Raw genomic sequence first — 18,860 nt, 5'->3', positions numbered from 1 at the left:
CGTTTTGTTTACATCCGGTTCATCGATTTCCTGACGGCGGCCCCCGCCGTGTCTTCACAGGGCCTAGACTCGGCGCCTTCCCAAGCGCCTGCGTCCCATGTCGAGTCCCGCCGCCCCGTCCGAGACCCGCGCCCTCGAGGCCGGCATCACCACCGACCTCCGGGATCGCCTCAGCTATTCGGGCTACCTGCGGCTGGACGTTCTCCTGGCCGCCCAGCAGCCGCGCAGCGCGCCGGACAACCACGACGAGCTGCTCTTCATCGTCCAGCACCAGACCTCCGAGCTGTGGATGAAGCTGGTCATCGCCGAACTTCAGGCGGCCATCGGCCACCTGCGGGCCGACCGCCTGGACCGCGCGCTGAAGGGCATCGCCCGGGTCAAGCACGTGCAGAAGCAGCTGAGCGAACAGTGGAGCGTGCTGGAGACCCTCACGCCGAGCGAGTACGCCGGCATCCGCCCGCACCTCGGGCCGTCGTCGGGCTTCCAGTCGCTGCAGTACCGGATGATCGAGTTCCTGCTCGGCAACAAGAACGCCGCGATGCTGGCGGTGTTCGCGCACGAGCCGGGCGACCACGCGGCGCTGGCGGCGGTCTACGAGGCGCCCAGCCTGTACGACGAGGTGCTGCGCTTCCTCGCCCGCCGCGGCCACGCCGTGCCGGCCGACCTGCTGGCCCGCGATGTTCGGCTGCCGCATGCCCGTCGCCCCGACCTCGTGCCCGTGCTGGTCGGCATCTATGCCGACACCACCACCCACTGGGACGCCTACCACCTGTGCGAATCGCTGGTGGACCTCGAGGTGAACTTCCAGCTCTGGCGCTTCCGGCACCTGAAGACGGTCGAACGCATCATCGGCTTCAAGGCCGGTACCGGCGGCAGCTCGGGGGCCGGCTTCCTGAAACAAGCCTTGGACCTCACCTTCTTCCCGGAGCTGTTCGACGTCCGGACCGCGCTCGGGGCGGCCTGACGACACGATTTTCACGGGCCGCTGACAGCGGCCCGGCTGTAGTCGCGCGTCCTCCCCATCCGGTGATCCCCGCGTGACCACGGCTGTTCCTGCTCCCGATGCGCCGCGTGGCGCCATGATGCGTTTCCTCGACGGCGTCGAGAAAGTCGGCAACAAGCTGCCCGACCCGGCGCTGTTGTTCATCCTCCTGATGCTGGTGGTGTTCGGCCTGAGCTGGGCGCTCTCCGGCGTGACCTGGGAGGTCGTCGACCCGCGCACCAAGGCGCCGCTGGTCATCAACAACCTGCTCGGCGGCGATGCCCTCGTGGGCTTCCTTTCGAACATGGTCAACGCCTTCGTGAACTTCCCGCCGCTGGGCGTGGTGCTGGTTTCAATGCTTGGCCTCGGCATCGCCGAGCACACCGGCTTCATCAACGCCGTCCTGCGCGCGCTGATGGCGATCACCGTCAAGCAGCTGATGACGCCGATGGTCGCTTTCGTGGCCATCCTCTCCCACTACGCCGTCGATGCCGGCTACGTGTTGGTGATCCCGCTGGCCGGCGTGATCTTCCACGCCGCCGGGCGCCACCCGCTCGCCGGCATCGCCGCCGCGTTCGCGGCCGTCTCGGGCGCGTACAGCGCGACCTTCTTCCTGCCTACCAGCCTCGACCCGATGCTGGCCAACATCACCATGGCCGGCGCGCAGATCCTCGACCCCACGCACCAGGTGGGCTCGGCCAACAACCTGTACTTCACCTTCGCCTCGGCGGGCCTGGTGATCGCCATCGTCTGGGCGCTCACCGACCTGATCATCGAGCCGCGCCTGAAGCGCACGGCCAGCATCGACGGCGATCTCTCCGCCATCGAAGCCTTCCAGCCGCTCGCCCCGCAGGAACGCACCGCGATGTGGGCGGCGCTCGGTTCGATGCTGTTCGGCCTCGTGGCCCTGGCGCTGACGGCTTTGCCGGAAACCTCATCGTGGCGTTCGCCCACTACGGGCGCGTTGGAATCGACCGACGCGCCGCTGATGAAGTCGATCGTGCCGCTGATCTTCGTGCTGTTCCTGTTGCCCGGCGTCATTTACGGGATGATGGCCGGCACCGTGAAGTCGCACCGCGACATCATCGCCGGCATGAGCAAGGCGATGAACGGGATGGGCTACTACCTCGTGCTGGTGTTCTTCTGCGCGCAGTTCATCGCGGCCTTCGGGCAGTCGAACCTGGGCGTGCTGCTGGCCCTCGAAGGCGCTGAAGTGCTGAAGGCCGCCGCGCTGCCGGCCGGCGTCACGATGGTGGGCATCATCCTGCTGACCGCCTCGGTGAACCTGGTGATCGGCTCGGCCTCGGCCAAGTGGACGCTGCTGGCGCCGATCTTCGTGCCGATGCTGATGCAGCTCGGCATCTCGCCGGACCTCACCCAGGCCGCCTACCGCGTGGGTGACTCGAGCTCGAACATCATCACCCCGCTGATGCCGTACTTCCCGCTGGTGGTCGTGTTCTGCCAGCGATACGTCAAGAACACCGGCATCGGTACCGTGGTCGCGATGATGCTGCCCTTCACGATTACCTACCTCGTGCTTTGGAGCGGCTTCCTGCTGCTTTACTGGAGCCTCGGCATCCCCCTCGGCCCGGGCGCCAGCTACGTGTACCCGACGCCGGCTGGCTGATCCCCCAGCTCGGTCGCCCTAGGACGCCCCGCCCCGTGCGGGGCGTCTTTTTTCGTGGGCTGTCCGAAGCCATGCCGCAACGCGGTTTGACCTCCGCCTTCACAAACGGTACACAGTCGCGGCCCCGGCGCCTGTTGTCGGGCTTCACTTTCCTGACGAATCAAGGGGATACCGCATGAGCGGTGCTGCAACCTCGGCGACGGCCACGCCGCCGCCCGCCTACGACCAGTTGCTCGGACACCCGAAGCCGCTGTGGATGCTGTTCATGTCGGAGTTCTGGGAGCGCTTCGCGTTCTACGGCATCCGCTGGGCCCTCGTGCTCTACATCGTGGCGCAGTTCCACGGTGGTGATGCGGCAGGCCAGCAGCCGGCCGGCCTGATCTACGGGTCCTACCTCGCCCTCGTCTACGCCGCTGCCATCTTCGGCGGCCTCGTGGCCGACAAATACCTTGGGTACCAGCGCTCGATCCTCGTCGGCGCAGTGTTCATGGCCGCCGGCCTCTTCATGATCGCCGTCCCCAACGAGACGGTGTTCAAGCTGGGTCTCGCCACGATCGTCGTCGGCAACGGCCTGTTCAAGCCGATCATCTCGACGCTGGTCGGCAAGATCTACACCACGGGCGACGATCGCCGCGATTCCGGCTTCACGATCTTCTACATGGGCATCAACCTCGGCGCGATGATCTCGCCGATCCTCACCCAGATCCTCGCTGCCAAGGTGTTCGGCACCGAGGCGATGCCGGCCTACAAGGTCGTGTTCATCGCCGCGGGTATCGGCATGGTGATCTCGCTGTTCTGGTTCTACCTCGGTCGCGCCCAGCTCAAGGGCGTGGGCGAGGCGCCGGAAGGCGCCGGCGGCATCGGCCGGATCGTCACCGTGTTCGTCGGCTGCACCATCGCGGTGCCGGTGGTCTACGCCTTGCTGGCCATGGGCGCAGCGACGCTGCAGATCATCCTCACCGTGATGTTCGTCGTGTTGGCCGGCATGTTGCTCGTCGAAGGCATCAAGAACGGCGCGCAGGCCCGCGACAAGGTGATCGCCATGCTGATCATCTTCGCCTTCAACATCCTGTTCTGGATGTTCTTCGAGCAGGCGGGCAGTTCGTTCACCTTCCTCGCCGACCAGATCGTCAACCGCGACCTCGGCTTCATGACCTTCCCGACGGCGTGGTTCCAGTCGGTGAACTCGGTGGCCATCATCGTGCTGGCGCCGATCATCGCCTGGGGCTGGGTGAGGATGGGTTCGTGGAACCCCTCGATCCCGCGCAAGTTCGGCCTCGGCATCCTCTTCAACGGCCTCGCTTTCCTGCTGCTGATGATCGCCTTGGGCAGCATGGTCGATCCGGAAACGATGAAGATCCCGTTCTGGACGCTGTTCGCCGTTTACTGGATCCAGTCGATCGGTGAGCTCTGCCTGTCGCCGATCGGCCTCTCGATGGTGACCAAGCTGGCCCCGCTGCGCCTCGTCGGCTTCGGCATGGGCGGCTGGTTCCTCTCCACCGGCATCGGCAACAACCTGTCGGGCATCTTCGCCGGCCACGTCTCGGGCGAGGGCGGCATGACCGCGGCCTCGGCGCTCTCGGGCTATACCTTCGGGTTCTGGGCGCTGGTGATCGGCGGCGTTTCGCTGTTCCTGCTCGCTCCGCTCATCCAGAAATTGATGCACGGCGTGAAGTAAGCGCCGCGGCAAACGCTGCAACGCAAACGGCCCGGATCGCTCCGGGCCGTTTCGTTTCCGGGCGCTGTTCGCGGCCGCGTCAGGGCATCGACGCTGCGGCGTTGGCCGCCGCGCGGGCGGCGCGTTCGGCGCGGTCCGCTTCGGCGGTGAGCTGCTCCATCCGCGCGAGCAGGCGGTCGAGGGCCTGGCGCTCGTCGGTGCGGAGGGCGCCGAGCAGGCGCTGTTCGTAGGCGAGGGCCTGCGGTGCGATGTCCTCGTAGACGGCCTTGCCGGCGTCGGTGAGGCGGAGCACGCTCTTGCGGCGGTCGTCGCTGTCGATGTCGCGCTGGATGCGGCCGGCGTCGAGCAGGGACGAAACGGCGCGGCTCACCGCCACCTTGTCCATGGCGGTGCGCTGGGCCACTTCCGTGGCCGAGAGGCCGGGGCGCTTCGCCAGCACGGCGATGACGCGCCACTCCGGGATGGCCATGCCATAGCGGGTCTCGTAGAGCTGGGCGATGTCGGCGCTGATGCGGTTCGACAACACGGACAGGCGGTAGGGCAGGAAGCGTTCGAGGTCGAGCATCGGATGCTGCAGTGCGGCGCAAGTTGCGCGTGGTTTCAAATGAAACTATAACGGGCGGCGAACCATCCCCTGTGCCGTCCCGTCCCCAGCTCCGGAGCATGCCATGAACGCTTCTCCCGCAATCGCCGCGCCGAACCTCGGCATGAGCGTCACCACGTTCGAGAACCCGATGGGCATCGACGGCTTCGAGTTCGTCGAGTTCGCGGCACCGGCGGGGCAGGGCGAGATGCTTCACGCCTACTTCCGCGCGATGGGTTTCACGGCCGTGCGCAAGCACAAGGCGCGCCCGATCACGCTGTACCGCCAAGGCGGCGTGCACTTCCTCGTCAACGAGGATCCGGACAGCTTCGCGGCGGATTTCGCCAAGGCGCACGGCCCCTCGGCCTGCGGCTTCGCCATCCGCTTCCAGAAGAACGCCCACGAGGTGCAGGCCGCGGCGCTGGCCGCTGGCGGCGAACACGTGGCCCGCGAGGGCACCAAGGCCATCGACCGCCCGGTCATCCAGGGCATCGGCGGCTGCATGCTCTACCTCGTTGACGACTACGGCAGCGTCGACAGCATCTACCGCGATTTCGTGGCGATCCCAGGCGTCGATGCGAACCCGGTCGGCTTCGGCCTGACCTTCATCGACCACCTCACGCACAACCTCTACTTCGGCAACATGCAGAAGTGGTCGGATTACTACGAGAAGCTCTTCAACTTCCGCGAGATCCGCTACTTCGACATCAAGGGCGCGAAGACCGGCCTCGTCTCGAAGGCCATGACCGCGCCGGACGGCATCGTCCGCATCCCGCTGAACGAGTCGTCGGACCCGAAGTCGCAGATCAACGAGTACCTCGACGCCTACCACGGCGAGGGCATCCAGCACATCGCCTGCTTCACCGACGACATCTACGCCACCATCGAAGCGATGCGCGGGCAGGGCATGCAGTTCCTGAACACGCCCGACACCTATTTCGACGTGATCGACGCGCGCATCCCCAACCACGGCGAAGACGTGGCGCGCCTGCGCGAGAACAAGATCCTGATCGACGCCGACCCGGAGACGAAGTCGCGCAAGCTGCTGCAGATCTTCACGCAGAATGCGATCGGCCCGATCTTCTTCGAGATCATCCAGCGCAAGGGCAACGAAGGCTTCGGTGAGGGCAACTTCCAGGCCCTGTTCGAGAGCATCGAGCGCGACCAGATGCGTCGCGGCGTGCTCTGAGGGCGCGGCCATGACCCTCGCCTACCAATCCGGTTTCGGCAACGAGTTCGCCACCGAGGCCCTGCCCGGCGCGTTGCCGGTGGGGCGCAATTCGCCGCAGCGCTGCCCCTACGGCCTCTACGCCGAGCAGCTCTCCGGCACGGCCTTCACCGCGCCGCGCCACCAGAACCACCGCAGCTGGCTCTACCGTATCCGCCCGAGCGCCATGCACGGCGCGTTCGAGCTCTTGCCCGAAGGCGCGTTCCACAACGTCTTCGGTGATGGCCCGGTCTCGCCGGAGCAGATGCGCTGGAACCCGCTGCCGGCTCCGGCCGCGCCCACCGACTTCCTCGATGGCCTCTACACCATGGCCGGCAATGGCGGCCCCGGGGCCGGTGCGGGCGTGGGCATCCACCTGTACGCGGCCAACCGCTCGATGCAGGGACGCTACTTCTACGACGCCGACGGCGAGCTGCTGATCGTCCCGCAGCAGGGCCGCCTGGTGATCCGCACCGAGTTCGGCGTGCTCGAGGTCGAGCCGCAGGAGATCGCGCTGATCCCGCGCGGCATCCGTTTCGCGGTGGACCTGCCGGACGGCGAAGCGCGCGGTTACGTCTGCGAGAACCTCGGCGCCGGCCTGCGCCTGCCGGACCTCGGTCCCATCGGCAGCAACGGGCTCGCCAACCCGCGCGATTTCCTTGCGCCGGTGGCCGCTTGGGAGGACGTGGAAGGCAACTTCGAACTGGTGGCGAAGTTCGACGGCCGCCTGTGGCGCGCCGCGATCGGCCACTCGCCGCTCGACGTGGTCGCGTGGCACGGCAATCACGTGCCCTGCAAGTACGACCTGCGCCGCTTCAACACCATCGGCTCGATCAGCTACGACCACCCGGACCCGAGCATCTTCCTCGTGCTCACCTCGCCCAGCGACACGCCCGGCGTGGGCAACATGGATTTCGTGATCTTCCCGCCGCGCATCCTGGCGATGGAGGACACCTTCCGCCCGCCGTGGTTCCACCGCAACGTCGCCAGCGAATTCATGGGCCTCGTGCACGGTGCCTACGACGCCAAGGCCGACGGCTTCGTGCCCGGTGGCGCCTCGCTGCACAACAGCTTCACCGGCCACGGCCCGGACGCCGAGACCTTCGAGAAGGCGAGCGCCGCCGACACCAGCAAGCCGCACTACATCCGTGACACGATGGCCTTCATGTTCGAGTCGCGTGCGGTGCTGCGGCCCACGGCCCAAGCGGTCGCGGCGCAACACCGGCAGCGCCAGTACGTGGCCTGCTGGCACGGCCTGAAGAAGCACTTCAACCAGGACAAGCGATGAAACTCGGATCCCTGAAGGAAGGCGGCCGCGACGGCACGCTGATCGTCGTCTCCCGCGACCTCGCCCGTGGCGTGCGCGTGCCGCACATCGCGCCGACACTGCAGCGTGCGCTGGAGGACTGGTCGAACGTGGCGCCGCGCCTCAACGGCGTGTCGGAAGCCCTGAACGGCTCGGCCGCGCAGACCATCGATGGCCATGAGGTGTTCGCCCTCGACATGGCGGCGCTGGCCGCCCCGCTGCCGCGCGCCTACGAGTTCGTCGACGGCTCGGCCTACCTGCCGCACGTCGAGCGCGTGCGCCGCGCCCGCGGCGCCGAGGTGCCGGAGAGCTTCTATTCCGACCCGCTGATGTACCAGGCGGTGAGCGCCGGCTTCTACGGCCCGCGCGACGCGGTGCTGGTGCGCGACGAGGCCTTCGGCATCGACCTCGAGGCCGAAGTGGTCATCGTCACCGACGACGTGCCGCACGGCGTCACGCCCGAAGCCGCGGCCGAGCACATCCAGCTCGTCGGCCTGGTCAACGACGTCTCGCTGCGCAACCTGATCCCGAACGAGCTGGCCAAGGGCTTCGGCTTCCTGCAGAGCAAGCCACGCTCGTGCTTAAGCCCGGTGTTCGTCACCCCGGACGAACTCGGCGACGCGTGGAAGGACAGCAAGGTGCATCGCCCGCTGCTCACCCACTTCAACGGCCAGTGGTTCGGCGCGCCGGAGGCCGGCGAGGACATGCAGTTCAGCTTCGCCCAGCTGGTCGCCCATGCCGCCAAGACGCGGCCGCTCTCGGCCGGCACGATCGTCGGCTCGGGCACGGTCGCGAACCAGAGCACCGACAAGGGCGCCAGCTGCTTCGCCGAGCAGCGCACCATCGAGACGCTCCGCGACGGCAAGCCCTCGACGCCCTTCATGAAGTTCGGCGACACCGTGCGCATCGAGATGCTGGACGCCGAGGGGGCATCGATCTTCGGTGCCATCGAGCAGGTGATGAAGCGGCAGGATTGAGCGCGCCGCGCTAGGCTGGCGGGGAAACACCCGGGAGGGCGATGCCATGGTGAGCGGCGGATTGCGGCTTTATTCCTACTGGCGCTCGAGCGCCGCGTACCGCGTGCGCATCGCGCTGAACCTCAAGGGGCTCGATTACCAGCTCGCGCCGGTGCATCTGGTGCGCAACGGTGGCGAGCAACACGGCGCGGCGTTCCGCCAGATCAATCCGCAGGGCCTGGTTCCCACGCTGCAGCACGGACAGCGCCTGATCCGGCAGTCGATGGCGATCATCGAGTACCTCGACGAGACCTTCGCCGAACAGCCGCTACTGCCGTCGACCGCGCGCGAACGCGCCCTGGTGCGAGGGCTGGCCCAACTGATTGCTTGCGACATGCACCCCTTGGGCAACCTGCGGGTGCTGCAGTACCTCGAGCGCGAGTTCAAGGCGACGCCGGAACAGCGTGAAGCCTGGATCCGCCACTGGCTGGCGCTGGGTTTCGAAGCGATCGAGGCCTTGCTGGCGGAGAACCCGTCCACCGGGGCCTTCTGCGAGGGAGACCATGCCGGCCTCGCCGACTGCCTGCTGGTGCCAATGGTGTACAACGCCCGCCGGTTCGCGCTCGACCTCGCGCCCTATCCGACGGTGCGGCGCATCGACGCGCACTGCCTCACGCTGGAGGCCTTCCAGCGCGCGACGCCCGAAGCCCAGCCGGATGCACCGCCGCCGGGCTGATCAGCCGAAGGCGCCGCCCGCACCGCCGAACACGTCGGCGTAGGGGTCGTGCTCGCTGGTCGCGCCTTCCGAAAGGCGGATGCGGAGGGCGAGGCCGTCGCGCGAGTCGGCCTTCCGCAGCGCTTCCTCGAGGTCGATCTTGCCTTCCTTGTAGAGCTTGAACAGCGACTGGTCGAAGGTGTGCATGCCCGCTTCCAGGGACTTCTCCATCGCCTCCTTCACCTCGTGGATCTGCCCGCGGCGGATCAGGTCGCGGATCATCGGGGTGTTGATCAGGATCTCGGAGGCCGGCAGGCGCTTGCCGTCCTTGCCGATCACGAGGCGCAGCGAGACGACCGCCTTAAGGTTCAAGGACAGGTTCATCAGGATGTTCTTGTGCGCGGCCTCGGGGAAGAAGTTGAGGATGCGCTCCAGCGTCTGGTCGGCGTTGTTCGAATGCAGCGTCGCGAGGCAGAGGTGGCCGGTCTCGGCGAAGGCGATGGCCGATTCCATGGTCACGGAATCGAGGATTTCGCCGATCAGGATGACGTCCGGCGCCTCGCGCATCGCGTTCTTCAGCGCGTTGTGGAAGGCGTGGGTGTCGAGGCCGACCTCGCGCTGGTTGACGATGGACTTCTTGTGCGTGTGCAGGAACTCGATCGGGTCCTCGATGGTGAGGATGTGGCCGGTCGAGTTGGTGTTGCGGTAGTCGATCATCGAGGCCAGCGCGGTCGACTTGCCCGAGCCCGTGGAACCCACCACGAGCACCAGGCCGCGGGGTTCCATGATGATGTCCTTCAGCACGTGGGGCAGCTGCAGCTGTTCGAGCGTCGGCACCGTGCTCTTGATGGCACGGATGACCATGCCGACCTCGCCGCGCTGCTTGAACACGTTGACGCGGAAACGCCCGGCGTCCTTCACGGCGATCGCCATGTTGTATTCGAGGTCGCGCTCGAACTGGGGCACTTGGCCCTCGTCCATCAGCGAATAGGCGATCTTCTTCACCATGCCGGCCGGGAGGCCGGTGTTGCCGAGCGGGTAGAGCTTGCCCTCGACCTTGATGTACACCGGCGCGCCGGTCGTGAGGAACATGTCGGAGGCGTTCTTCTCCGTCATCAGCTTCAGGAAATAGCCGATGTCCATGGGGATGGGCTCCTCAGCGCCATTGCGTAACCGGGTCAGGCTTTTGAGAATAGCCGCGTTCCGCCACCAAAAGCGACCCGTATCCCCATGAGCCGAAACGTCCCCTCCGGCCTTGCCGCCGGCCTCCTCCTCGCGGCGCTGCTGGGCGGCTGCGCCAGCGTCCCGCCGCCCACCGCCGAACTCGACGCGGCTGACCGCGCCATCCGCAGTGCCGACGCCCTCGAGCCCCGCGGCGCGGCCCAGCAGGCGCTCGACGAGGCCCGCCAGCGCCTCGCCACGGCCCGCGATGCCGCATCGCGCAAACGCCATGCCGACGCTCTCGTCGCCGCCCGGGAAGCCGAGGCCGCGGCGGCGGTCGCCGCCGCAGAAGCCCGCCGCGCCACGCTCGAGGCCGAGGTCGATTCCAAGGCCGCGCGCAACGCCGAGCTGCGCCGCCGCCTGCTGGTCCAGGGAGATTGATCCGATGCGTCCTTTCCGCAGTGTCCGAATCCACACCCTGGCCCGTGGCCTCGCCTTCGCCGCCGCCGTCGCGCTGGCCGCGCCCGCCCTGTCCGCCGATGAAGAGATCGATCCCGTCGTCGCCCGTCTCCAGGCCCAGCTCGCCCAGCTCGATGGCGACACCCAGCTCGCTGGCATGGGCGGTGTCGAGCGTCTGAAGGCCCAGCAGGCCGTGCAGGCCCTCGCCCTTGCGAAGTCGAAGGAATACGCCTCGGCCCAGTTCGTGGCCGAACGGCGCGTGCGCGCGGCCGTGGCCGCAGCGCAGGCCGACGCCTTGGCCCGGCAGTCGACCGACCTCGATCGCGAGCGCGACCAGATCATGGTGGCGGCCGCGCGCCGCGATGCCGATGCCGCCCGTCGCGACGCCGAGCGCCTGCGCATGCAGAGCCTTGCCCGCCAGGAAGAGGCCGAGCGTGAGCGCACGGCGGCTGCCGAGACCTTCGCGCTGGCCGAGCAGGCCAAGGCCGATGCCGAACAGGCGCGCCGCCTGGCCGCCAGCCGCGGCCGCGAGGCCGCGCTGGCCCGCGAGGAAGCCGAACTGGCGAACTCGCTGGTGGCCGAAGCGCTGGCCGCCGATGCGCCGCTGCCGCCCTCGCGCAGCGTCGGGCCGGCGACGGTCTACACGCTGGCGGGTTCGGCCTTCGCCAGTGGCCGCGCGGCCCTGACCACCGAAGCCAATGCCAGCCTGCGTCGCCTCGCCATGGAGATCGGCGGCCGCAACGTCGAGGTCGTCGGCTACACCGACAGCCAGGGCGCCGCCGCCGCCAACCAGGCCTTGTCGCTGCGCCGCGCCGAGGCCGTCGCCGCCATCCTCAAGGAGTCTGGCGTCAGCGGTTCGATCCGCACCGACGGCCGCGGGGCCGCCGATCCGGTGGCCGACAACGGCTCGCCGGAAGGCCGCGCGGCCAACCGGCGGGTGGAAATCACCGTCCGCTGAGGCCGGCCCGCCTTCACCCGGCTGAACCCCGTTAGGGGCGGGTGAGGACTTCCGAGCGGTGTCGTTAAGTGGGGTTTCCGGGGCGGAAAAAGGCCTTGCCGCCCCGCGGCGGCGGGCGTAGCGTCGTTTTCCCGAGGGGGCTGTTCCCTTCGGGAGAACGAGCCAGGCCGATGACCGCTGACCTCATCCCGTCCCCGCTGCCGCGTCCCGCCCGGGATGCGCGTGGCCCGCGGCCCGAGGCGGCCAGCCTTCCCGACCTGACCCCAGTCCAACCCCAACGCCCCGCGCCTCAGAGCCGGGGCGTTCGCGTTTGAGGAGGTCGCTGAAATGTTCGAAGGTCAATCCACCGCCGATGTCGAAGCCTTGATCAAGTCCGATCCGGAGTTCCGCCAGCTCTACCGCCACCACCAGCAGCTCAACAGCAAGGTGATGGACGCCGAGCTCGGCGTGCTGCCGATCGATGACATGACGCTGGCCCGGATGAAGAAGGAAAAGCTGCTGGCGAAGGACCGGCTCACCCGGTTGTTCGCCCGAACCCGACATTGACGGTGGCGGCGACGGAAGGAAGGCGGCCCGCTGCGTGCGGGCCGCGTTGTCTTCGGGGGGCACCCCTGCCGGGGAGCTCAGACATGCGGCTGGTACAATCCGCCACCCTTTTGACCGCCTCTCCCCATGCCCGTCCACCACAGCGTCCTCGAACTCGTCGGCAAGACGCCCATCGTCAAGGCCCGCAAGCTCGACACCGGCTTGTGCGAGCTGTACCTGAAGCTCGAGTGCATGAACCCGGGCGGTTCGATCAAGGACCGCATCGGCGTGACGATGATCGAGGCCGCCGAGAAGGCCGGGAAGATCCAGCCCGGTGCCACCCTTGTCGAGGGCACCGCGGGCAACACCGGCATCGGCCTCGCGCTGGCCGCGCAGCAGAAAGGCTACCGCCTCGTGCTCGTGGTGCCCGACAAGATGAGCCGCGAGAAGATCTTCAACCTCAAGGCCATGGGCGCCGAGGTGATCCTGACGCGCTCCGACGTCGCCAAGGGCCACCCCGAGTATTACCAGGACCTCGCCGCGAAGATCGCCGCCGACACGCCGGGCGCCTACTTCATCAACCAGTTCGGCAACCCGGACAACCCGCTCACGCACGAGACGGTGACCGGCCCCGAGATCTGGGGCCAGATGCAGGACGTGGGTGGGATGGACGCCATCGTCTTCGGCTGCGGCAGCTCGGGCACCATGACCGGGCTGTCGCGCTACTTCGCCCAGACCGCGCCGCACGTCGAGCTGGTGCTGGCCGACCCGGTCGGCTCCATCCTCACGAAGTACATCAACGAGGGCATCCTCGACACCAAATCGGGCAGCTGGCTCGTCGAGGGCATCGGTGAGGACTTCCTGCCGGACATCTCCGACTTCACCCGCGTCAAGAAGGCCTACGCCGTCTCCGACAAGGACAGCATGCTCGCCGGCCGCGAGCTGCTGGCGAAGGAGGGCGTGCTGGGCGGTTCTTCTTCCGGGACCTTGTTGGCCGCGGCGCTGCGCTACTGCCGCGAGCAGACTACGCCGAAGAAGGTGGTGGTGTTCGTCTGCGACACGGGCAACAAATACCTGTCGAAGATGTACAACGATTACTGGATGCTCGACCAGGGCTTCCTCGACCGCCCGCAGCACGGCGACCTGCGCGACCTGATCCTGCGCCCCTACGCGGCGCGCGACACCATCGTGGTCAGCCCGAACGACCTGCTGACCGTCGCCTACCAGCGCATGAAGCTCTACGACGTGTCGCAGCTGCCGGTGATCGAGAACGAGCGGATCGTCGGCATCCTCGACGAGAGCGACGTGCTGATGCACGTGCACGCCGACGAGGCGCGCTTCCGCGACCCGGTGTCCACGGCGATGGTCACCAAGCTGGAACTCGTCGACATGCGCTCGCCGATCAACAGCCTGATGGGCGTGTTCGAGCGTGGCCACGTCGCCATCGTGATGGACGGGCCGAAGTTCCTCGGCCTGATCACCCGCATCGATTTCCTGAACTACCTGCGCCGTCGCGTACAATGACTGCGCCACTGGACGGCAAGACCCCCCCGATGAACGAACACGATTACGGCTTCGGCACCAAGGCGATCCATGCCGGCCAGAGCCCCGACCCCTCGACCGGTGCCGTGATGGTGCCGATCTACGCAACCTCGACCTACGTGCAGGAAAGCCCCGGCGTCCACCAGGGCTACGAGTACTCGCGCAGCCACAACCCGACGCGCTTCGCCTACGAGCGCTGCGTGGCGGCGCTGGAGGGCGGCAGGAACGGCTACGCCTTCGCCTCCGGGCTTGCGGCCACCTCGACCATCCTCGAACTGCTCGATTCCGGCAGCCATGTAGTGGCGATGGACGACGTCTACGGCGGCACCTACCGCCTGTTCGAGCGCGTGCGCCGGCGCAGCGCCGGGCTGGACTTCTCGTGGGTTGACCTCTCCGACCTCGAGGCCTTCGAGGCGGCGATCCGCCCGAATACGCGGATGGTCTGGATCGAGACGCCGACCAACCCGACCTTGAAGCTGGTCGACATCGCCGCGGTGGCCGAGCGTGCCAAAAAGCGCGGCCTGATCGTGGTGGTGGACAACACCTTCTGCTCACCGGCCTTGCAGCGCCCGATCGAGCTCGGCGCCGACATCGTCATGCACTCGGCCACGAAGTACATCAACGGCCACAGCGACATCGTCGGTGGTCTCGCCATCGTCGGTGAGCGCGCCGACCTCGCCGAACAGATGACCTTCCTTCAGAACGCCGTCGGCGCCGTGCAGGGGCCGTTCGACAGCTTCCTGGCACTCCGCGGCTTGAAGACCCTGCACCTGCGGATGAAGGCGCACTGCGAGAACGCGCAGGCCATCGCCGAGTTCCTCGAACACCACCCGGCGGTGGAGCGCGTGGCCTACCCGGGACTCAAGGCGCATCCGCAGTACGCATTGGCGCAGCGCCAGATGAAGGGTCCGGGCGGCATGGTCAGCGTATGGCTCAAGGGAGGCTTCGAAGCCGCCAAGCGCTTCATGGAGCGCACGGAGCTGTTCGCCTGCGCCGAGAGCCTGGGCGGCGTCGAGAGCCTCGCCAACCACCCGGCGGTGATGACGCACGCGAGTGTGCCGGAAGAGCGACGAGCGAAGTTGGGCGTGACCGACAACTTGGTGAGGTTGAGTGTGGGTATCGAGGATTTCGAGGATCTCTTATCGGAACTGAACGAGGTGCTCCAGTGATCTGTTCTTCACTTCGCCTAATCGCCTTCGCGAAGCGGGAAGAGTGGGCGTAGCGCGAATGAAACAGCTTATGCAGAACCACCCGGCGAGGGCGTTCGCCGCGTTATGGAGGAACAGGTTTCTCATCGAGCAGCTCGTTAGGAAGGAGCTTAGCTCCAAGTACCGTAAGTCATCCTTGGGCGCAGCGTGGATCATCCTGAATCCTCTGCTTCTTGTCGGTGCATACACGCTCGTCTTTGGCGTCCTGCTCGGAGTTCGTTGGGGTGGTGCTGGAAGCACTCTCGAGTTCGCTTTGGTGTTGCACGCCGGCGTGATGTTCTTCATGTTTTTCAACGAGATCATGAGTCGGTCCACGACACTCGTGGCAAGTAACCAGTCCTATGTCACAAAGATGGTTTTTCCGACCGAGGTGTTTCCCGTCGTGATTACCCTTGTGGCGGGCGTTTCCTTCGTCGCGACATTGCTGATCTGGACCGTCCTTAGCGTCGCGATCCGTGGTGAGTTTCCGGTCGGAATCATTTGGATCCCGTTCGTTTTCTTCCCGTTCCTTATGTTCTGTCTGGGCCTTTCTTGGTTTCTGTCGGCGCTTGCCGTGTTTAAGCCCGACGTTGAACATGCGATGCCGATGACTTTGTTGGTGTTGATGTACCTCTCCCCCCTGCTGTTTCCCGCCGAGCGTATGCCCGAAGCGTTCCGTTGGGTAATCGCCTTCAATCCACTTAGCTGGGTTCTTGAGCCCGCTAGATCAGCATTGATCCACAACGTTGCTCCCGACATCGTCGTCGTGGGTGTGGGTTCGATTGTGTCGCTGGTAGTGTTCTGGGTCGGTTACGCTTCGTTCAAAGGCAATCAGAGGAATTTCGCGAATGTCCTCTGAGTACCCGGACTGGGCAATCGATGTTTCGGCGGTCTCAAAGCGCTACCAATTCGGTGCGAAAGGAGGGTGGTCGATCTTCGGGAAGTCCGAGTCACCATCGTCTGTCGCAGGCCATGACGCGCTGAAGGATATAAGCTTCAGGATCGCCCGTGGAGAGGCGGTTGGTGTGCTGGGTCGCAACGGCGCGGGAAAAAGCACTCTCCTCCAGATTCTCACCGGGGTGCTGCAGCCGACCGAAGGTTGTGTCACTGTGGCCGGCCGGATCGGTGCGCTCCTCGAGCTTGGTTCAGGCTTCAATCCAGAGCTATCGGGTCGGGAGAACATTTTCCTCAGCGCTGCAGTGCTCGGGATGTCGCTTGCTGACGTCAAGGCGAAGCTTTCCGAGATTGAATCGTTTGCAGAGCTTGGTGAATTTATTCACCAGCCTCTGAAGACGTATTCAAGCGGGATGTTTGTACGTCTTGCTTTCTCGGTGCAGGTGCATCTTGATCCTGAGATTCTCATTATCGACGAGGCGCTCAGTGTTGGGGATATGTTCTTTCAGCAGAAATGCATCGCGCGCATCCGCGAGCTGATCGCGCGCGGCGTCACGTTGCTCTTCGTTTCTCATTCGGTCAACGCGGTGAAGAGTATTTGCGGAAGGGCGATCCTTCTCGAGCGCGGAAGGCTCGTCGCGGATGGGCCTGCAGACGAGGTTTGCGAGCATTACCAGAACTCGATGTCGAGCACCGCTGTCGCAGACCTGCGTGCGGCACTGGCGGCTCGGTCGGCCGAAGGTGTTCCCAATGGAGTGATTGAGGCTAGCCCCGTTCCAAGTGAGCGGGAGGTGTTGTGCGATGGATTCGCGGAACGGCTCTCAAGTCGCTCGGGAGGCGGCGAGGTCCAGTTCACCGGTTTTGAGATCGTTGTTCCGGGTCGCGGTGCCGTTGCCACTATTGAGCAGGCAGGGCTGGTAACTCTCCGAATACAGTTCGACACCTCTAAGTCCATACCCGAGGGAAGCGTCCTCGGCCTGCTGATACGTGACGCGCACGGCATCGATATCGTTGCCTACAATCTCAACTTCTACGGACGGCATTTGCCGATACTCGATGCTGCAACACGATACGTACTCGAGTATGCGGTCGAGCTGCCGTTGGCGAAGGGGCGCTACTCGTTCCACGTCGGACTTAAGCCGGCTCCGGAAAGTCCTTACTTCTATGACCGATGCTTTACAATTGGCGTGTTGGACATCGAGGCGAATCCGTTGTCTTGGGGTGAGTACGGCGGACGTTTGCTGGCTTCGCCGAGGTCAGTTGAACTGCTGAAAGTCGTCTCCCCAATGCGATGCTGATTTCCTTTTTGCTCCCGGATGTGGATCGCGGCAGCGGCCCCCTTCACGCTTGGGTAATGCTGGCGCAGATGGCGGCATTCGGGCCTGAGGAAATAGGCTTCATCGGTGATGACCGCTACTTTGCGGAGGATGGCATACCATTTGGTGAACGCCTCATCGTCGGCGGGCACTCCTTCGTGGTGCCATCGAGAGGCCGATTTCGTAGATATCGCAAGCGATCAGTGGACCTCCCCAAACACTGGAAGGCCCAGGGCCATGGGCTGCCCCTTTTCCGGCGTGCGATAACGGCGAGCGATCCTTCCGTTGCTAAGCAATTGACAACGCTTGCGTGCGATATCGCGCACGGGCGCCGGATCGCAGCGTTTCTCTCTTGGATTAATTGCGCCTCGCTTGACTTGGCCGCGAAGACGTTGGGGGTTCCCGTCATTCACAACGAGCTCGGGCCACTCCGTGCGCCCGACTATGGTGGCACCGTCTACTTCGATTTCTTGGGGGTCAATGGTCGAACGACCCCTTCGACATGGCGTTCAGGCAATACAGTCGGTTCCGCGCTGCGTGGGATTCGTCTAGTGCCGGAGAAGCAGCTCCGCGTCTTGGTTTCCGGTGAGGAGTCACTTGAGCGTGTTTCGGACGCCACAGACGTCGGCGTTGCGATGCAAGTCGAGGACGACTCTAACCTCGTTGCCTTTGGCAATGGAACGAGTTCAATCGACCTTATCGACGCGGCTCGTAGGGATAATCCCGGGGCGAGGCTCCGAGTCAGGAATCACCCGGCCTCGCATTTCAAGTTTTCGGGAGGTGGTCTCGGAATCGTCGATGATTCCGCCAACGCACGTGAGTTTCTTGGTCGAGTTTCGAGCGTCTACGCCGTCAACTCAAGTGTCCTGACGGAAGCCATGCTCTGGGGTGTGCCGTTTCGGGCATTGGGGGACTGCCCCACGAGGCCTTTTGCTGATGACGGTGCATTGGCCCCCTGGGCTCGCGATAATCGCGACTTGGCGATCAACGCCTTCATGTTGGGCTATCTGGTGCCATCAGCGTTGCTTTTCAATCCAGACTACTACGGATGGCGTTTGGCGGGCGGGCGTTCGCTTGCCGCATGCCACGAGCGCCATCTTGCCCAATGGCAGGCAACGTCGGTGCAACGCAAGCGCATTGGTCCCGCCTCGATGCCATCCGCCCCCAAGGCGCTCCTTGCTGTCGCTACGGGTGGCGGTTCGGACTGGCTGGGAAATCGTCGAGTCGAGTTGCTGGTTCAGGACTTGCATGAGCGGTTGCTCAGAGCCACTCGCGAAATGCATGGTTTGGCATCCGCCGCTTCGGAGCGCGAAGCGGCGGTGGCGTGGCTCGAGGGCCAGCGGACGTCGCTGCAGGCGGCGCTATCGGAGCGGGAAGGGGCCGAGCAGGCGCTGCGCGAGCATCTGTCGGAGCGCGAAGCGGCGGTGGTGTGGCTCGAGGGCCAGCGGACGTCGCTGCAGGCGGCGCTATCGGAGCGGGAAGGGGCCGAGCAGGCGCTGCGCGAGCATCTGTCGGAGCGCGAAGCGGCTGTCGCGTGGTTGGAAGGCCAGCGATTGGCCCTTCAAACCGCACTGGGCGAGCGGGAAGGGGCCGAGCAGGCGCTGCGCGAGCATCTGTCGGAGCGGGAAGCGGCTGTCGCGTGGTTGGAAGGCCAGCGATTGGCCCTTCAAACCGCACTGGGCGAGCGGGAAGGGGCCGAGCAGGCGCTGCGCGAGCATCTGTCGGAGCGCGAAGCGGCGGTGGTGTGGCTCGAGGGCCAGCGGA

General features: G+C 65.8%; 17 protein-coding genes. 15 read left to right on the top strand and 2 right to left on the bottom strand.

Annotation, left to right across the window (positions count from 1 at the left end; translation table 11 throughout):
• The first annotated feature begins 97 nt into the window (after positions 1 to 97).
• The 3 genes from ACIQ6S_RS10735 to ACIQ6S_RS10725 all read left to right on the top strand — a co-directional run bounded on the left by ACIQ6S_RS10735 (position 98) and on the right by ACIQ6S_RS10725 (position 4,287).
• Positions 98 to 964 (top strand): tryptophan 2,3-dioxygenase, encoded by an 867-nt coding sequence (locus ACIQ6S_RS10735; RefSeq protein ID WP_397608363.1) that lies wholly within the window; start codon positions 98 to 100, stop codon positions 962 to 964.
• 73 nt (positions 965 to 1,037) lie between these two features.
• Positions 1,038 to 2,609: an AbgT family transporter gene (locus tag ACIQ6S_RS10730; RefSeq protein WP_397608362.1), complete on the top strand. Its 1,572-nt coding sequence runs from the start codon at positions 1,038 to 1,040 to the stop codon at positions 2,607 to 2,609.
• Positions 2,610 to 2,784: 175 nt separating this feature from the next.
• Positions 2,785 to 4,287 carry a peptide MFS transporter gene (locus ACIQ6S_RS10725; protein ID WP_397608361.1) on the top strand — a complete coding sequence of 501 codons (1,503 nt, stop codon included), beginning with the start codon at positions 2,785 to 2,787 and terminating at the stop codon, positions 4,285 to 4,287.
• Positions 4,288 to 4,366: 79 nt separating this feature from the next.
• Here ACIQ6S_RS10725 and ACIQ6S_RS10720 read toward each other — a convergent pair whose 3' ends face one another.
• Positions 4,367 to 4,852, bottom strand: coding sequence for a MarR family winged helix-turn-helix transcriptional regulator (locus ACIQ6S_RS10720; protein WP_297875555.1), 486 nt, complete (start codon positions 4,850 to 4,852; stop codon positions 4,367 to 4,369).
• 103 nt (positions 4,853 to 4,955) lie between these two features.
• Between ACIQ6S_RS10720 and hppD the strand changes: the two genes are divergently transcribed.
• From hppD to maiA, 4 genes are read left to right on the top strand one after another with little or no spacing between them, the layout of a single operon-like run.
• Positions 4,956 to 6,059 carry a 4-hydroxyphenylpyruvate dioxygenase gene (hppD, locus tag ACIQ6S_RS10715; RefSeq protein ID WP_397608360.1) on the top strand — a complete coding sequence of 368 codons (1,104 nt, stop codon included), beginning with the start codon at positions 4,956 to 4,958 and terminating at the stop codon, positions 6,057 to 6,059.
• A gap of 10 nt (positions 6,060 to 6,069) precedes the next feature.
• Positions 6,070 to 7,365, top strand: a complete 1,296-nt coding sequence (hmgA, locus tag ACIQ6S_RS10710) for a homogentisate 1,2-dioxygenase (RefSeq protein ID WP_397608359.1) — start codon at positions 6,070 to 6,072, stop codon at positions 7,363 to 7,365.
• A complete protein-coding gene (locus ACIQ6S_RS10705) occupies positions 7,362 to 8,360 on the top strand; it encodes a fumarylacetoacetate hydrolase family protein (protein WP_397608358.1) in 999 nt (332 codons plus the stop codon). Before hmgA ends, ACIQ6S_RS10705 begins: the two co-directional genes overlap by 4 nt.
• Positions 8,361 to 8,406: 46 nt before the next feature.
• Positions 8,407 to 9,075: a maleylacetoacetate isomerase gene (gene maiA, locus ACIQ6S_RS10700; protein ID WP_397608357.1), complete on the top strand. Its 669-nt coding sequence runs from the start codon at positions 8,407 to 8,409 to the stop codon at positions 9,073 to 9,075.
• On the opposite strand, the gene ACIQ6S_RS10695 is transcribed toward maiA, so the two are convergent.
• The gene (locus ACIQ6S_RS10695) at positions 9,076 to 10,197 is read right to left on the bottom strand and encodes a PilT/PilU family type 4a pilus ATPase (RefSeq protein WP_397608356.1); all 1,122 of its coding nucleotides are present in this window, start codon (positions 10,195 to 10,197) and stop codon (positions 9,076 to 9,078) included.
• 87 nt (positions 10,198 to 10,284) lie between these two features.
• Here ACIQ6S_RS10695 and ACIQ6S_RS10690 point away from each other — a divergent pair, with 87 nt between their 5' ends.
• From ACIQ6S_RS10690 to ACIQ6S_RS10655, 8 genes are all read left to right on the top strand, one after another.
• Positions 10,285 to 10,656, top strand: coding sequence for a hypothetical protein (locus ACIQ6S_RS10690; RefSeq protein WP_397608355.1), 372 nt, complete (start codon positions 10,285 to 10,287; stop codon positions 10,654 to 10,656).
• Between the two features lie 4 nt (positions 10,657 to 10,660).
• On the top strand, positions 10,661 to 11,632 hold the full coding sequence (locus ACIQ6S_RS10685) for an OmpA family protein (protein WP_397608354.1): 972 nt from the start codon (positions 10,661 to 10,663) through the stop codon (positions 11,630 to 11,632).
• A 327-nt stretch (positions 11,633 to 11,959) separates the two neighbouring features.
• Complete coding sequence (locus tag ACIQ6S_RS10680) at positions 11,960 to 12,178, top strand: YdcH family protein (protein WP_297865388.1); 219 nt, start codon at positions 11,960 to 11,962, stop codon at positions 12,176 to 12,178.
• Positions 12,179 to 12,304: 126 nt separating this feature from the next.
• Positions 12,305 to 13,681: a pyridoxal-phosphate dependent enzyme gene (locus ACIQ6S_RS10675; protein WP_397608353.1), complete on the top strand. Its 1,377-nt coding sequence runs from the start codon at positions 12,305 to 12,307 to the stop codon at positions 13,679 to 13,681.
• A 29-nt stretch (positions 13,682 to 13,710) separates the two neighbouring features.
• Positions 13,711 to 14,868 (top strand): cystathionine gamma-synthase, encoded by a 1,158-nt coding sequence (locus ACIQ6S_RS10670; protein ID WP_397608352.1) that lies wholly within the window; start codon positions 13,711 to 13,713, stop codon positions 14,866 to 14,868.
• Positions 14,869 to 14,938: 70 nt separating this feature from the next.
• Positions 14,939 to 15,745, top strand: a complete 807-nt coding sequence (locus ACIQ6S_RS10665) for an ABC transporter permease (RefSeq protein WP_397608351.1) — start codon at positions 14,939 to 14,941, stop codon at positions 15,743 to 15,745.
• Positions 15,735 to 17,078 (top strand): ABC transporter ATP-binding protein, encoded by a 1,344-nt coding sequence (locus tag ACIQ6S_RS10660; protein WP_397608350.1) that lies wholly within the window; start codon positions 15,735 to 15,737, stop codon positions 17,076 to 17,078. Before ACIQ6S_RS10665 ends, ACIQ6S_RS10660 begins: the two co-directional genes overlap by 11 nt.
• Positions 17,072 to 18,860: hypothetical protein (locus ACIQ6S_RS10655; RefSeq protein ID WP_397608349.1), on the top strand; the 1,789-nt coding region annotated here is incomplete at its 3' end. The genes ACIQ6S_RS10660 and ACIQ6S_RS10655, both read left to right, overlap by 7 nt.

Origin of the sequence: Silanimonas sp. (assembly GCF_044377035.1) — a bacterium.
In the GTDB taxonomy this organism is placed as follows: domain Bacteria; phylum Pseudomonadota; class Gammaproteobacteria; order Xanthomonadales; family Xanthomonadaceae; genus Silanimonas.
This window is presented reverse-complemented; position numbering and strand designations above follow the sequence as displayed.